Source organism: Micromonospora sp. NPDC049107 (genome assembly GCF_040648595.1).
Taxonomy (GTDB): domain Bacteria; phylum Actinomycetota; class Actinomycetes; order Mycobacteriales; family Micromonosporaceae; genus Micromonospora.
In genome coordinates this window covers 55,522-69,010 of the sequence record NZ_JBEZEC010000013.1, presented here as the reverse complement: position 1 = coordinate 69,010, position 13,489 = coordinate 55,522, and the positions used below count along the sequence as shown (strand labels likewise).

The 13,489-nt window shown below is 72.6% G+C and carries 9 protein-coding genes; 3 read left to right on the top strand and 6 right to left on the bottom strand.

Annotation, left to right across the window (positions count from 1 at the left end):
- Positions 1-67: 67 nt before the first annotated feature.
- A complete protein-coding gene (locus AB0B55_RS28080) occupies positions 68-4,972 on the bottom strand; it encodes a permease (RefSeq protein ID WP_357174910.1) in 4,905 nt (1,634 codons plus the stop codon).
- Between the two features lie 150 nt (positions 4,973-5,122).
- Positions 5,123-6,550 carry a UDP-glucose/GDP-mannose dehydrogenase family protein gene (locus AB0B55_RS28075; protein ID WP_355048810.1) on the bottom strand — a complete coding sequence of 476 codons (1,428 nt, stop codon included), beginning with the start codon at positions 6,548-6,550 and terminating at the stop codon, positions 5,123-5,125.
- 250 nt (positions 6,551-6,800) lie between these two features.
- Between AB0B55_RS28075 and AB0B55_RS28070 the strand changes: the two genes are divergently transcribed.
- Positions 6,801-7,970: an acyl-CoA dehydrogenase family protein gene (locus AB0B55_RS28070; protein WP_357174906.1), complete on the top strand. Its 1,170-nt coding sequence runs from the start codon at positions 6,801-6,803 to the stop codon at positions 7,968-7,970.
- Positions 7,971-8,203: 233 nt separating this feature from the next.
- Here the strand turns inward: AB0B55_RS28070 and AB0B55_RS28065 are convergent, their stop codons facing one another.
- The 3 genes from AB0B55_RS28065 to AB0B55_RS28055 are packed head-to-tail and all read right to left on the bottom strand — an operon-like array spanning position 8,204 to position 10,925.
- Complete coding sequence (locus AB0B55_RS28065; protein ID WP_357174903.1) at positions 8,204-10,114, bottom strand: EAL domain-containing protein; 1,911 nt, start codon at positions 10,112-10,114, stop codon at positions 8,204-8,206.
- Positions 10,111-10,689, bottom strand: a complete 579-nt coding sequence (locus AB0B55_RS28060; RefSeq protein ID WP_357130014.1) for an RNA polymerase sigma factor — start codon at positions 10,687-10,689, stop codon at positions 10,111-10,113. The genes AB0B55_RS28065 and AB0B55_RS28060 overlap by 4 nt, the downstream gene beginning before the upstream one ends.
- A complete protein-coding gene (locus AB0B55_RS28055; protein WP_357130011.1) occupies positions 10,686-10,925 on the bottom strand; it encodes a hypothetical protein in 240 nt (79 codons plus the stop codon). The genes AB0B55_RS28060 and AB0B55_RS28055 overlap by 4 nt, the downstream gene beginning before the upstream one ends.
- A 314-nt stretch (positions 10,926-11,239) precedes the next feature.
- Here AB0B55_RS28055 and AB0B55_RS28050 point away from each other — a divergent pair, with 314 nt between their 5' ends.
- Together AB0B55_RS28050 and AB0B55_RS28045 are read left to right on the top strand one after the other, a co-directional pair.
- Complete coding sequence (locus AB0B55_RS28050) at positions 11,240-11,368, top strand: acyl-CoA dehydrogenase family protein (RefSeq protein ID WP_357174900.1); 129 nt, start codon at positions 11,240-11,242, stop codon at positions 11,366-11,368.
- A 160-nt stretch (positions 11,369-11,528) separates the two neighbouring features.
- Entirely contained in the window at positions 11,529-11,978 is a 450-nt protein-coding gene (locus tag AB0B55_RS28045) for a hypothetical protein (protein WP_357130005.1), read from the top strand.
- Positions 11,979-12,057: 79 nt separating this feature from the next.
- Here AB0B55_RS28045 and AB0B55_RS28040 read toward each other — a convergent pair whose 3' ends face one another.
- A complete protein-coding gene (locus tag AB0B55_RS28040) occupies positions 12,058-13,356 on the bottom strand; it encodes a helix-turn-helix domain-containing protein (RefSeq protein WP_357174897.1) in 1,299 nt (432 codons plus the stop codon).
- Between the last annotated feature and the right edge of the window lie 133 nt (positions 13,357-13,489).

Sequence of the window (13,489 nt, the reverse complement as noted above, 5' to 3'; positions counted from 1 at the left end):
TGCAAGATCGCGGAGAGGCCACCGACGAACCCGGCCCACTCACGCACGCCGCCGTGACCCTCCGGTTTCACCTCATGCCGCGTAGCGCGGTCTGGAGGCGTTCCTGGGCGCGACGACGGCGTTCGTTGCTGGCCCCGAGGACGAGCAGCAGGATGCCCACGGGGATCAGCACCAGCCACGGGCCCAGGCTGAACAGCGCGTGGATGGCGGCGATCGCGGTGACCGACGCGCCGACGATCACCGGTGCCTGCTGCCGGCTGGACGAGCCGAAGATCAGCACCGCCACCGCACCGAGCAGCAGCAGCATCTGCCGCAGCGTGCTGGACTCGGTGGCGAGCACGATCGCCAGGGTCGGCAGGAACGCGGCGACCAGCGCCGGCCCGTACGCCACCCAGCTGCTCAGATCCGGGCGATGGCGCAGTTCCAGCACGCCGACCAGCAGGGCCAGCGCGGCGAACGGCAGCGTGTACGCCTCGGGCAGCGCCACGTCGGCGACGCGCATGAGGATCCACCAGGCGGTTATCTCGCAGAACACCACCGCCCAGAAGAGGATCCGGCGCTCCACGGGCCGCCGGCCGGGCCGGGTCGCCGCCACTCCGAGGACGGCGCCCCAGGCGGCCAGCAGGGCGGCGATGTGTCGTGGCGAGTCGAAGGCGAGCGCCAGCGCGATCAGGGCCGCGGCGTACCCGGTCCACTGCACGGTGGCCGCCTCGCGCTGTGCCTCGGGGCGGCGCAGCTGGGGCAGGGTCGCCGCGAGCACCTGGAGGACCGCGCCGACGGCGAGCACCCCGAACGCGGACCAGACCGGGGCCAGCCCGGCGATCAGGCCGGCGGTGAGCACGAAGAGCTGAGCCATGACCGAGGCGAACAGCCAGCCGAGGATCCGGGCGCGCTGGGTGGTGCCGAACAGGGCCGCCACCACGCCCACGCCCACCGCGCCGCCGAGGGTGAACAGGGTCAGTTGCTCCTCGGCCAGGCTGCCGGCCAGGCCGGCGCCACCGGCGGCCAGACCGATGACGAACACGAGCACCCGGGCCAGCCGCAACGAACGGGCCGGCTCGACGAGCGGCGGTGGCGGGGTCAGGGCGAGACCGAGCATGGAGATGGTGAACACGGACAGCGCGGCGAGGGTGCTCGCCGGCCACCTGCTGCCCAGCGCGATGGGCGCGATCAGCAGCGTGACGGCCGCGCCGGGGAGCACCACCGGTACGGCACGGGACCGCCGTCCGCCGCTGAAACCGGTGGCGGCCAGGGCCGCCGTCGCGGTGAGCAGCAGCGCGGTCAGCACGTGGGTCGGATTGACCAGGTCCGGCGGTGGGGTGAGCAGTTCCGGCGGCGGACCCTGCCAGATCCGGTTCAATGTGCGCTGCGGCTCGACCAGGGCGAAGACCAGCGCGGGCGCGATCGAGACGAGGGCCAGGGCGGTCGGCAGGGCGGCGGCCGCGAGCGCGCCGGCCGAGGGGCTGACCCGCCACCGCCGCCGATCCGGGTCGTCCGGCAGCCGGCGCAGCGCGCCGTCGAGCAGCACCGCCCAGCGTCGGACCGGCTGGGCGGCGGCGGTGGGCGGTACGGTCGCCGCACGGATCAGCTCGGCGAGGACACCGAGCAGCGCGGCGGCGGCCGCGTAGACCCCGACGGGCAGGCCGGTCGGGATGGCGGCGAGGGCGCTGATGCTCGCCCCGCCGACCACGGCCACACTGACCCAGGGCAGGTACTGCGGCACGTACCGGCGTACGGCGGCCACACCGGCCAGACCGAGGCTCGACGCGGCCAGCGCGGCGGTCAGCACCACCTGCGCCGAGTGCTGGAACTCGACGGCCAGCGCCGCCACCGCGCCCGGCAACGCCAGCAGCGCGGCACCGGCCGCCGCGCCGCCGATCTGCGCCAGGTGCGGCGGCATGCCCTCGGTCTCCAGGTCGGTCACCTGAGGCCGGGCGAGGACGCGGGCCAGCGTGGCGACGACGACACCGATCAGCGCGATGCTGCCCAGCGCGAGCGCGGTGGTCCACGGGCGGACCAGACCGGCGCCGGCCCCGTGCAGCGCGACCACCCCGGCCACGGTGGCCCGGGACAGCCCGGCCCGGGGCTCCTCGGTGGCCACCGCCGCCATCCCGAAGACGGTGGCGACCATGGCCCCGACCAGCACCGGCGACCACCAGGGCAGGTCGAACGCGGCCGGCGCGCCGATGGTGGCGAGCACCACGGCCACGCCGGACGCGTCCCAGCGCCAGGGCGGTGGCAGCAGGACGCCGGCGGCGACGGCCAGCAGCAGCAGCGCGATCGGCGCCTGCCAGGTCGAGCCGCCGGTCGGCGCCGCCGGCCAGTTGCTCAGGTCGCCGTTCCAGATCGGCCCGGGCGTGGCCAGCACGCCCACGCCGCCGCGCAGCGCCGTCCAACCGGCGAGCACCCCGATGAGTACGCCGCCGACGGCGATGCCGAGGATCGGGCCGCGTCGCCACTCCTCGGGCATGGCGCGGGCGGCCACGGCGACGACCAGGACCAGGCCGGCGGCCACCGCCAACTGCCCACCCGGGGCGAGGACCGCGGCGATCCGCACCATCGTGGCGATCAGTGCGGTGGTCACCGCCGCGGCGGCCAGGTCCGAGCCGTCCAGGGTGAGGTCGGAGCGGCGGCCGGCGTCGATCGAGGGGGCCAGGAAGAGCAGCACCGCGGCGATCAGCAGGAGCGCCCCGACCCACGCGTCGGCGACGGTGGCGCCGGGCGCGCCGAAGGCGGCGGCGGTGACGACGAGCGCGCCCATCCCGGTGCCGACCGACAGGGGCACCGGGATGCGCCGCTGGGAGACCTGCACCATCGCGGCGTACCCGAGGGTCACGCAGACGGCCAGGAAGCTCGCCGCGAGCACCGGGACGGTCGCCTCGCGCAGGCTGGCCGGGGTGGGAGTGTCGTCGACGGGGACGGTGGCGGCCACGAACGCGGCCACCGCGCCGGGCAGCGCGAAGGCCGCGCCTCCGGCGGCCCAGGCGGTGACCGTCTCGGCGGCGGCCGAGGCGATCCGGACCCGGGGCGCCAACGCGACCAGCGCGCCGGCCGCGAAGAGGGCGAGCAGGACCGCGGCCGTGAGCGCGGGCCGGGACAGGCCGGCGCCCGCGCCGAACAGGCCCACCACGGCGGCGCCGACTCCGTGGGCCAGGGCGGCCCGGGGGGTACGCGCGGAGAGGCCGATGACACCGATGCCGATCGCGGTGATCACCATCGGCCAGGGGGCGGCCGCCCAACCGAGGCCGAACGACGCCGGCACGGCGAGCGCCGTCAGCGCGGCTCCGGCGACCGCGAACTCGCGGCGGATCTCCGGTGGCAGGGCCAGCATCGCGGCGATGGTGAGCAGGAACGCCGCGGCGGCGAGCTGCCACGTGGTCGGGCCGACGGCGGCGGCCAGCTCGGCGGCGTGCCGGTCCAGGTCGGCGTCCCAGGCGGGCAGTGCTGCCCGGACGGGGGCGACGCCGGCCCGCAGGGCGCCTCCGGCGACCATCAGCCCGCTGACGGTGAGCGCTACCGCCGAGGCGATCTGTGGGCCGCGGCGGGCGGCCTCGGGGATCGCGCGTACCGCGAGGCCGGTCGCCGTGATCACCGCCGCGATCAGCAGCAACGCCTGGCCGGGCAGGGCGACGGAGGCGACCCGGCCGAACGCGCCGATCACGGCCAGGGTGACGATGCCGGCCGCCACGTCGGGCAGCGGTGGGCGGCGCAGCACCAACGCGCCGGCCAGCCCGACGGCGGCGGCCAGCAGCAGCACCAGCCCGGCGCCGGTCGCCGTCGGCACGGCCTGTGCCCGCAGCAGCGCGGTGACCGCGTACGCCAGGGCAACCGCGACGGCCACCGCGTGCAGCGACCAGGTCAGCTCGCGCAGTCCGGGCACCGGGCGGACGGAGGGGGTGTCGTCGGCGCCCGCGCCAACGTCGACCACCTCGCCGGCCTCCTCCGGGTCGCCCTCCGGTCGGGCCTCGGCGTCGCGCTGGCGGGGCGTCGTCGACGGCCGAGCCGGCTGCGGCAGGTCCTGCCCGGGTGCGCGCTCCACCACGATCGGCGAGCGGGCCAACCAGAGGTCGAGCAGGGCCACCAGGGTCAGCACCAGCGCCCAGCCACCCGGCCCGGTGATCCGGTCGTACGCGAGCAGCGGCAGGACCGGCTGCGCGGCGACCACGGTCGCGAAGCGGGGTGCGCGCAGACCCGTCCAGGCGGCGTACCCGACAGACACGGCGGCGGTGGCCGCGAAGATCAACCCGGCGAAGACGGCGCCCGAGGTGCCGCTGCCGATCCGGTCCACCGCCCAGAGCGCATAGCCGGCCAGCGGCACGAGCAGCAGACCCACCGCCGAGATCGTCTCCGCAGTGGAGGTGAGCCCGCGTCGCGCCAGCGCCGGCGGGGCGAGCAGCATCAGCGCGGTGGCGAGCAGCAGGACGCCGAGGCGGGCCAGCGCGTCCATCGAGCTGGTCGCCACCGCGGCGAAGACCACCGCGGCCACAGCGAGCAGCAGCGCGCCCAGCCCGAGCGGGATGTTCTGCACCTCCCGGCTGGACGCCTCCGGCGGGTGTTCGGGATCGTCGGCGTCCAGCCAGGACGGCCGGGGCGGGGGCGGCGGCGGATCCTCCGGAACGGGCGGCGTGCCCTGGCGTGGAACCCGTGGCGGCGGTGCGCCGGTGCCGGGGCTGGCCGTCGGCGGACGGCGACCGGGGCGGCGGCGCAGCACCCGGCGGGGTCGGGTGGCCTGCTTGATCCGTTCCTCACCGGCGTGGGCGAGGATGTCCCGCTGGAAGAGCGCGGCCTGCATCTTGGCGGCGATCTGCCGCTGCTCGCTGGCGATTGCGGCGTCGCGCCTCTTCATCTCCGCGATCGAGCGCTCGATGTCCGCCAGATGCTCGACCCACTGCGGCTGGTCGGCCCCGCAATGGGGGCAGTGCACGGCCGGCTTGATCTCCCGGCCGCACGAGGAGCACTGAAAGGTCGCCACGACACCCCTCCACCCGCACTGTGGACTCCCACTGTCGCAGCATGCCCAAAGCTGGCGCGGATTTCGACACTTGTCGGCGGGTCCGGGGCAAACAACATCACCGGCCGGCCGCCAAGGGTGCGTCGCGGCCGGCCGGTGAGTGGTGGATCGTCAGGGACGGCCCATACCCCGGTACTCCCAGCCGGCCTGGGTCCACAGTGCCGAGTCGAGGCAGTTGCGCCCGTCGACGACCTTGCGGCCACGGACCAGCTCGCCCAGGGCGACCGGGTCGGCGTTGCGGAAGTCCGCCCACTCGGTGAGGACGCAGACCAGGTCGGCGTCGGCGACCGCCTCGTTGATCCCGGGCTCGTAGGTCAGCTCGGGCACCGCGCGGCGGGCGTTCTCGGTGCCCTGCGGGTCGTACACGTGGACGTCGGCCCCGGCCTTCTGCAACAGTGCGGCGACGGCGAGCGCCGGGGCGTCGCGGACGTCGTCGGTGTTGGGCTTGAAGGTCGCGCCCAGCACGGCGATCCGGGTGCCGGAGAAGTCCGGACCGGCCGGCCCGGAGCGGCGGCCGAGCAGGTCCGCCGCGAGCTGGAGCACGCGGGTCCGGCGACGCAGGTTGATCAGGTCGACCTCGTGCAGGAAGCGCAGTGCCTCGCCCGCGCCCAGCTCCTGCGCGCGGGCCTGGAAGGCGCGGATGTCCTTGGGCAGGCAGGCGCCGCCGAAGCCGAGGCCGGCCTGGAGGAAACGGTTGCCGATGCGGGGGTCGTAGCCGATGGCCCGAGCGAGCTGGGTGACATCGCCGCCGCTGGCCTCGCAGACCTCGGCCATGGCGTTGATGAAGGAGATCTTGGTGGCCAGGAAGGCGTTCGCCGCGACCTTGACCAGCTCGGCCGTGGCGAAGTCGGTGACCACCAGGGGCACCTCGCGGTCCTCGGTGGCGGCCAGGTCGAAGACGCCCTTGTGCGCGGCGTAGAGCATGCCGTTGGCCCACTCGCTCTTGACGCCGACCACGATCCGGTTGGGTCGCAGCACGTCGTCGACGGCGAAGCCCTCCTGGAGGAACTCGGGGCTCCACGCCACCTCGACGCCCAGGTCGTCCGGGGTGTGCTTGCCGACGAGCTGCTCGACCCACTCGGCGGTGCCCACCGGCACGGTCGACTTGCCCACGATCAGCGCCTTGCGGGTCAGGTGCTGGGCGAGACCGGTCACCGACGCCTCGACGTACGACAGGTCGGCGCCCATCCCGTCGGCCCGCTGCGGGGTGCCGACGCAGATGAAGTGCACGTCACCGAAGTCGGCGGTCTCCGCGATGTCGGTCGAGAACCGCAGCCGGCCGGCGGCGAGGTTGCGCTTGAGCAGCTCGTCCAGGCCGGGCTCGTGGATCGGCACCTCGCCGGCGTTCAGCATCGCGATCTTGTCCGCGTCGACGTCGAAGCCGAGCACCTCGTAGCCCAGCTCGGCGTAGCAGATGGCGTACGTCGCACCGAGGTAACCGGTCCCCAGGAACGTCACCCGCGGCCGAGACGCGCCCGAGGGCGGCGTCACCGCGGCGATGGCGGGGGTCGGCTGGATGGTGGGGTAGGGGATCGTCACGCCTGTCTTCTCCGCTCGCACTGGCGGCGCGTCGTCGCGTCGCATTCTGCTGCGGCGCCTGGGCGGGCACCGGAGGGGTGGCTCACTGTCTGCCTTCCATCATCGCCCAGCGGCGCGGGTGCTCCGTCATGCCCATACCTACGCGCCGGTAACATCACCTGAACTGCAGTCGCTATCCTTCAGTCTGCGCGGTCGGCGGTCAGGGGAGGCCACAGACTGCGCATGATAGCGGTGAAGGGGAGGGGCCGACATGGCCGCAGGGGAGTCGTTCGACGTCTACCGGTTGCCCGAGGAGCACGAGGCGATCCGGGAGGCGGTCCGGGAGGTCTGCGCCGCCAAGGTGGCGCCGCACGCCGCCGAGGCCGACGAGACCGGGGAGTTCCCGAAGGCGTCCTACGACGCGCTGCGGGCCGCCGACTTCCACGCCCCGCACATCCCCGAGGAGTACGGCGGCGCGGGCGCGGACGCCCTGGCCACCGCCATCGTGATCGAAGAGGTGGCGCGCGCCTGCGCGTCCTCCTCACTGATCCCGGCGGTGAACAAGCTCGGCACGATGCCGCTGCTGCTGGCCGGCTCCGACGAGATCAAGCGCCGCTACCTGACGCCGGTCGCGGCGGGCGATGCCATGTTCTCGTACTGCCTCTCCGAGCCGGAGGCCGGCAGCGACGCCGCGTCGATGACCACCCGCGCGGTGCGTGACGGGGATCACTGGGTGCTCAACGGTGTGAAGCGGTGGATCACCAACGCCGGCGTCTCCGAGTTCTACACCGTCTTCGCCGTCACCGACCCCGCCGCCCGCTCCCGGGGCATTTCGGCGTTCGTGGTCGAGAAGTCCGACCCGGGGGTGAGCTTCGGCGCGCCGGAGAAGAAGCTCGGCATCAAGGGCTCGCCGACCCGCGAGGTCTACCTGGACAACGTGCGGATCCCCGCCGACCGGATGATCGGCGCGGAGGGCACCGGCTTCGCCACCGCCATGAAGACCCTGGACCACACCCGGGTCACCATCGCCGCGCAGGCCGTCGGGATCGCGCAGGGCGCGCTCGACTACGCCAAGGGGTACGTCGCCGAGCGCCGGCAGTTCGGCAAGTCGGTCGCCGAGTTCCAGGGCATCCAGTTCATGCTCGCCGACATGGGCATGAAGCTGGAGGCGGCCCGGCAGCTCACGTACGCCGCCGCCGGCAAGTCCGAGCGGGGCGACGCCGACCTGACCTACTTCGGCGCGGCGGCGAAGTGCTTCGCCTCCGATGCCGCCATGGAGATCACCACCGACGCGGTGCAGTTGCTCGGCGGCTACGGCTACACGCGGGACTACCCGGTCGAGCGGATGATGCGGGACGCCAAGATCACCCAGATCTACGAGGGCACCAACCAGGTCCAGCGGATCGTCATGGCGCGGCAACTCCTCGCCAACGTCGTCTAGGACCTGCCTCGGGTCCCTGGCCGGCCTGTCCGCGCCCCGGCCTGTCCGCGCCCCGGCCTGTCCGCGCCCCGGCCTGTCCGCGCCTCGGCCTGTCCGCGCCCCGGCCTGTCCGCGCCTCGGCCTGTCCGCGCCTCGACCGCCGCGCCTCGACCGCCGCGCCCCGACCGCCGTGCCCGGACGCGGCGGTCGGTGGCGCTGCCGATCCGTCCCGCGACGGTCGCCGGTGCGGCCCGTCATCCGATCGCCGTTCGCAACGCGGCGCCCAGCCCGGCCGTCTCGATCTCGGCGGAGTCCAGCAGGGCCCGGTGCGGGTTGCCGACCGGGGTCGGCTTGCCGACGGCGTAGCCCTGGGCGAAGTCCACCCCGTAGTCGCGCAGCAGGCGCAGGGTGGCCTCGCTCTGGACGAACTCGGCGGCGGTCCGGATCCCCAGCCCCCGGCACATGTCGACGAAGGACTGGACGATCACCTGGTCGGGACGGGACTCCTCGATCTTGCTGATGAAGTCGCCGTCGATCTTTACCAGGTCGATCGGGAAGTACTTCAGGTGCGTGAATGTGCCGTATCCGGAGCCGAAGTCGTCCAGGGCCAGCCGACAGCCGATGTCCCGGATCCCGCAGGCGAAGTCGATCGCCTGCGTCAGGTTACCGATCAACGCCGTCTCGGTGATCTCGAAGGTGACCTGGGAGGGGTCGATGACGTGCCGCTTCATGACCTCGTGGACATGCTCCAACAGGTGCGGATCGCCGAGCGACCGGCCCGAGATGTTCACCTGGTAGTGCGAGGTTCGTGGTCCGTGGGCGATCAGCTCCATGGTGTGGTCGATGACCCAGCGGTCTATCGGCCAGATCTCGTCGACCCGTTCGGCGACGTCCAGGAACGCCGACGGCGGTACCGGCTGGCCCGTGCCGTCGAGGACGCGGAGCAGGATCTCCTGGCGGGTGATCTGGTTGAGGCTGAGGTCGAGAATCGGCTGGGCGTAGAGCGTGAAACTGTTGCCGGCGACCGCCGCCCGGATTCGGCTCCGGCAGGTCTCCTGCCGGTCCTCGGGACGGGCCGGCTGTCGCAGCACGGTCAGTGGCACCTGCTCTCGCTTGGCCTGTCGCCACGCGCTCTCCGCGTCCACCAGCAGGTCGAAGCCGCTACTGTCGTCGCCGTCCTGGTACCGGACGAGACCGCCCCAGGCGTCGAGGCGTACCCGTTCCCGGTCCTGGCCGACGACGAACGCGTGACTGCGCAGGCTGTCGATGATGCTCTCCGCGATGGTCGTGGCCGACCGCATCGTGGTGTTCTGTAGCAGCACGCCGAACTCGCCCGGGCCGACGAGCCCGCACACGGCGGTCCGGCGGGCCACGTTCTTCACCACACCGGCTATCGCGGCGGCGAGCCGATCCTGGGTCGCGTGGTCGTGCCCGGAGATCGGTAGGTTCAGTGGCTCGGCGGCCACCACGAGCAGGGCCCCCGACCCGCCGCGTTGGGTCCGGTCAACCTCGTCGGCGAAGCGCGGGCGGGTCAGCAGGCCGGTGGCCGGGTCGCGGCTGATCAGTTCGGTGCGTGCGGTCTCGCACCGGCGGGCGAGCCGGTCCCGCTCCTGGCGGGCCAGCTCCAGGTCGGTGACGTCCTGACCGGTGCCGATGATGCCGTGCGGCCGGTCGAACCGGTCGATCAGGACCTCGATGTAGCAGTGCACGTACCTGGTCGCCCCGTCCGGTCGGACCACCCGATACGTCGTCTCCTTGACCGTCTGCTCCCGCCACGCCAGGTGGATGGTCCGACGAACGGCGTGCGCGTCCTCGGGATGGACCAGCTCGAACAGCAGATCGGCGGAGGGTCGGATCGTGCCGGGGGCACAGCCGAGGATCAGTGACATCTCGTCGGACCAGGAGATCTCTCCGGTGGCGGAGATCCAGGTGATGGTGCCCAACTTCGCCAGCTGTGCCGCGCGGGCGATCCGGGCGGCTTCGTCGGCGTCGGCGTCGGCGTTCAGCGGGTCGTGCGGGTCGACATCCACGACGAGATCCCGCCCGGCCGTCACGGCGTGGGCGTAGGCCTGCTGGATCTGCCGGCTGGCGCGTCGGGCGCGCGCGCGTTCGAGGGGAGTGGGAGCACGTTCGGCCGCGAGTGCCAGGACGTCGTCGAGGTTCACGATGACCTCCCCGTGGGCTTGTTGAAACCGGCCTGTTCCGCGAGGCGCTGCAGATGCTGACGCGCCTGCTGCTTGTAGGCGCGAACGGTGGTGTGGGCGAGACCCAGCATCCTGGCGATGTCGAGGTCCCGCCAGCCGTCGAAGAAGAGGACGAACACCTCCGCCTGCCGGGGCGGCAGTTGCTGCAGCCACGCGACGAGCAACTCGTCCGCCTCCCGAGGGTCGGTCGGCTGGGTGAGGAACTCGGGGGGCACCTCGTCCAGGTTCGTCGTGGTAGTGCTGGTCCGGCTTCGCCGGCTCTGCTGCCCCTGGAGCTTGTGCCGCGCCGTCTTGAGCACCCAGGCCAGGGGCTTCTCGAAGGTGCGGATCTGCGCCCACTTGGCCCGAGTGGTGATGAATGTCTCCTGGACCGCCTCGTCGACGAGGTCCCGATTGGCGCAGCGGGCCCGCAGGAAGCGCTCGACCCGCAGGAAGTTGTCGTCGCAGAAGGCCGTGAAGGACGCCTCCAGCTCGGCCGGGGTGGGTTCGGGCGAGCGGGTTGCGGCGCGGGCCGCGGCAGAACTGTTCCGGTTCACGCCGCCTCCTTGTCGCTGGTCTGTCGAGGTCCACGTAGCTCCACGACGCGGTGCCCGTCACGGTCCCGCTCGTCGACCGTGATGTTCTCGTGGCGACCGCTGACCAGGGTGATCAAGCCCGCCGCCCGGGCCGCTGTCCGTGCGGACAGCTCCCGCTCCGCGTGGAGCCGGGTGCGGTGCCGGAGGTAGGCGCGGACCAGCCCGATCACCGCCCCGGCCACCAGTCCCAGAACCACTGCGGTCGAGCTGTCGGGAACAAGCCCTCGCAATTGATCGATCATCCTCGCCTCACGCATCCGTAGTGGCCTTTCCGCATATAACTCTCTGTGGAAGGGCGGAATGTAGATGGGGATGCTCGTGGAATCTGTACGCATGATCGACTCGTGGCTCTGAGCTGTATCTATTCCACCGTTCGGCCACAATAGAGGGTCCGTTCGGGCGCGTGACGGCGGAAACGCGAATATAGCGCTCTGTAGTCGAGCTGCGGCTGATGGTGCTCGACCGGAAATGGGAATTGCATTAAGCGAAAATCGCGACTCGGTTAATCCCGATGCCTTCCCCGACTCGGGGCGACTACCCGGTCGAGCGGATGATGCGGGACGCCAAGATCACCCAGAGCTACGAAAGCGCCAACCAGGTGCAGCGGGTCGTCATGGCGCGGCAACTCCTGAAGGGCTGACAGCGCCGATCAGCCGGCCCGGCGACGCGGTACGCGGTTGTTCGGCGTTGTGCGGGATTGATTGATCGGTGCCTTCGTCAGCGGCGATCAACTTCGCTCTTCCGTAGAAGTTGACGGCGGGACGGCTCTCAACCAACCCCGTCCCGGAGGAGTGGAAGTCATGATGCTGCGCAAGGCGTTCGGAGCGCTGCTGGCGTTGCTGACCTTCGGCACGGTGCTGGTCGTCACGGCAGCCCCGTCGCAGGCGGCGGTGGCCTGCTCGGGCACGGTCACCTACAGCTACGCGTACCCGCCGAGCAAGCCCGTTGCCGAGCTGGTCATCTACTACAACAGCACCAACGGCGGCACGAACAGCGCCTGCATGTACCACCGCGGCGCGGCGTACGGCTCCTCGGCGCGGACCTCCGTGCAGATCGCCCGGTGCGCGGAGACCTCCGGCACCGGCTCGTGCACCGCCACCGCGATCTCCACCAAGGACAACGCCGACTACCTGTACTACGCCGGTCCGCGCGGAGTGACCGGCACGGCGAACAACTGCGTCGACGCGTACGGCGAGATGGACTGGGCCGGCACCACCTACTGGATCCACTCCGGTCGCCAGGGCTGTTGAGTTCGGTGACGCCGAACCGGTGGCCCGGTGGGATCCGTCCCGCCGGGCCACCGGTGGTGTCCGTCCGCGTACGCCCCCGTCAGGGGTAGAGGCAGGCGGTACGGCGGGCGGCGAGCCTCTGGTCGGCGGCGAGCGGCAGGGCCTCGGCGGTGCTGGAGCCGTCGGGGCGGGCCACCCGCACGTCGAGCACGTCGGTCGGCGCGCCACCGCCGAGACAGGCGACCGCGGCCACCGGGATTTCGGCAGTGGATCCGGGTTGCCCGGACCGGCGGTCGAGCTTCCAGACGAGGTCGAACGGCGGGGCGGCCAATCCGGTCATTCCGATCTGGTGCCAGCGGCGCTCCGCCGGCAGCGCGGGGTCGTCCGCGTAGTAGGCGGCGAAGCCGACGATCTCCACGTGCGTGCCGGTCGCGCTCAGCCGCCACCCACCCGGGCCGGTCACATCGGGGGCGATCGCCAGGGCGATCGCGGCCGGCCCGGGTCGGTCGCCCCGGCAGCGGGACGGTTCCAGGCCCGGGGGTGGGTTGCCGTGCACCACCCCGGAGGCGATCAGTCCACCGTCGGCCAGGCTGAACCAGCGGATGTCGGGGGTCTGGGAGGTGGAGTCGGCGATCCGCTCACCCAGGCAGTAGCCGGTGAGCCCGATCACGCAGCCGGGCTGAATGGTGTAGAGGATGCCCTGGTCGCGGCGGGGCTCGCCCCGGACATGCACGCCACTGCCGTAGGTGACGGCGGTGAAGGCGGCGTCCGTGTTGGTCGCCGGGCAGGCTGTGGTGGTCGTCGTGCCAGCCGCCGTCGCCCCGCTGGCCGGCCATTTCAGCTGGGTCATCGGCACCACGGCGACCGTACCGGCGAGGCTGGCGACCGCCACCGCCGCCAGCACCAGTCGCCGTCGGAGTTTCCGGTGCCGCGGGGGGCTCGCGGGCCGGTCGTGGGTCGGTCCGGCTGCGCCGCTGGCGCCGGTTGGCTCACCGGTAGCCGGGACGGGTGGATCCCCGGCAGGCACAGCGGACGGTGACTCGGCGAGAGGCGTCGTGATCGGCCCGGCCGGCGTCGAGTCCGGTGTCGCTGCCCTCGCCGGGTCGGCTGGTGCGCCGGCCGAACCGGTGGCCCGCAGCTCCTCGTCCAGTTCGAGCCAACGCTGCCTCCACTGGGCGGTGTCCCCGCCGCAGGCCCCGACGTACGCGAGCAGCACGTCGAGGCTGGGTTGCCGGATTCCGCTGGCCGCGGCGGAGAGGGTCGAGGCGCTGTAGCCGGCGATCTCGGCCAATCGCCGGTAGGTGGGGTTGCCGGCTTCGACACGTAACTTTCGTAGCTCATGGGCGAAAGACGACAACGGTCCAGCGGTCGGATCTACGGGCCGCTCGTGCCGAGCCATGCCGCTCCCTTGTCTCGGTAAGTCGTCCAAAGTAGGGAATGATATTGAATTCCTCGATCGGCAGACGACGGCTACCAGGGTGCGGGGGTGGCCTGGGGACCGGGACCTGATCGACCCGGTGCGGGCCCGCTCC

What these genes read in the sequence shown, in the direction of transcription:
- AB0B55_RS28070 (WP_357174906.1), top strand. Translation starts at nt 6,801, where the DNA reads ATGGCCGCAGGGGAGTCGTTCGACGTCTACCGGTTGCCCGAGGAGCAC.
- AB0B55_RS28040 (WP_357174897.1), bottom strand. Translation starts at nt 13,356, where the DNA reads ATGGCTCGGCACGAGCGGCCCGTAGATCCGACCGCTGGACCGTTGTCG.
- AB0B55_RS28050 (WP_357174900.1), top strand. Translation starts at nt 11,240, where the DNA reads ATGCCTTCCCCGACTCGGGGCGACTACCCGGTCGAGCGGATGATGCGG.
- AB0B55_RS28045 (WP_357130005.1), top strand. Translation starts at nt 11,529, where the DNA reads ATGATGCTGCGCAAGGCGTTCGGAGCGCTGCTGGCGTTGCTGACCTTC.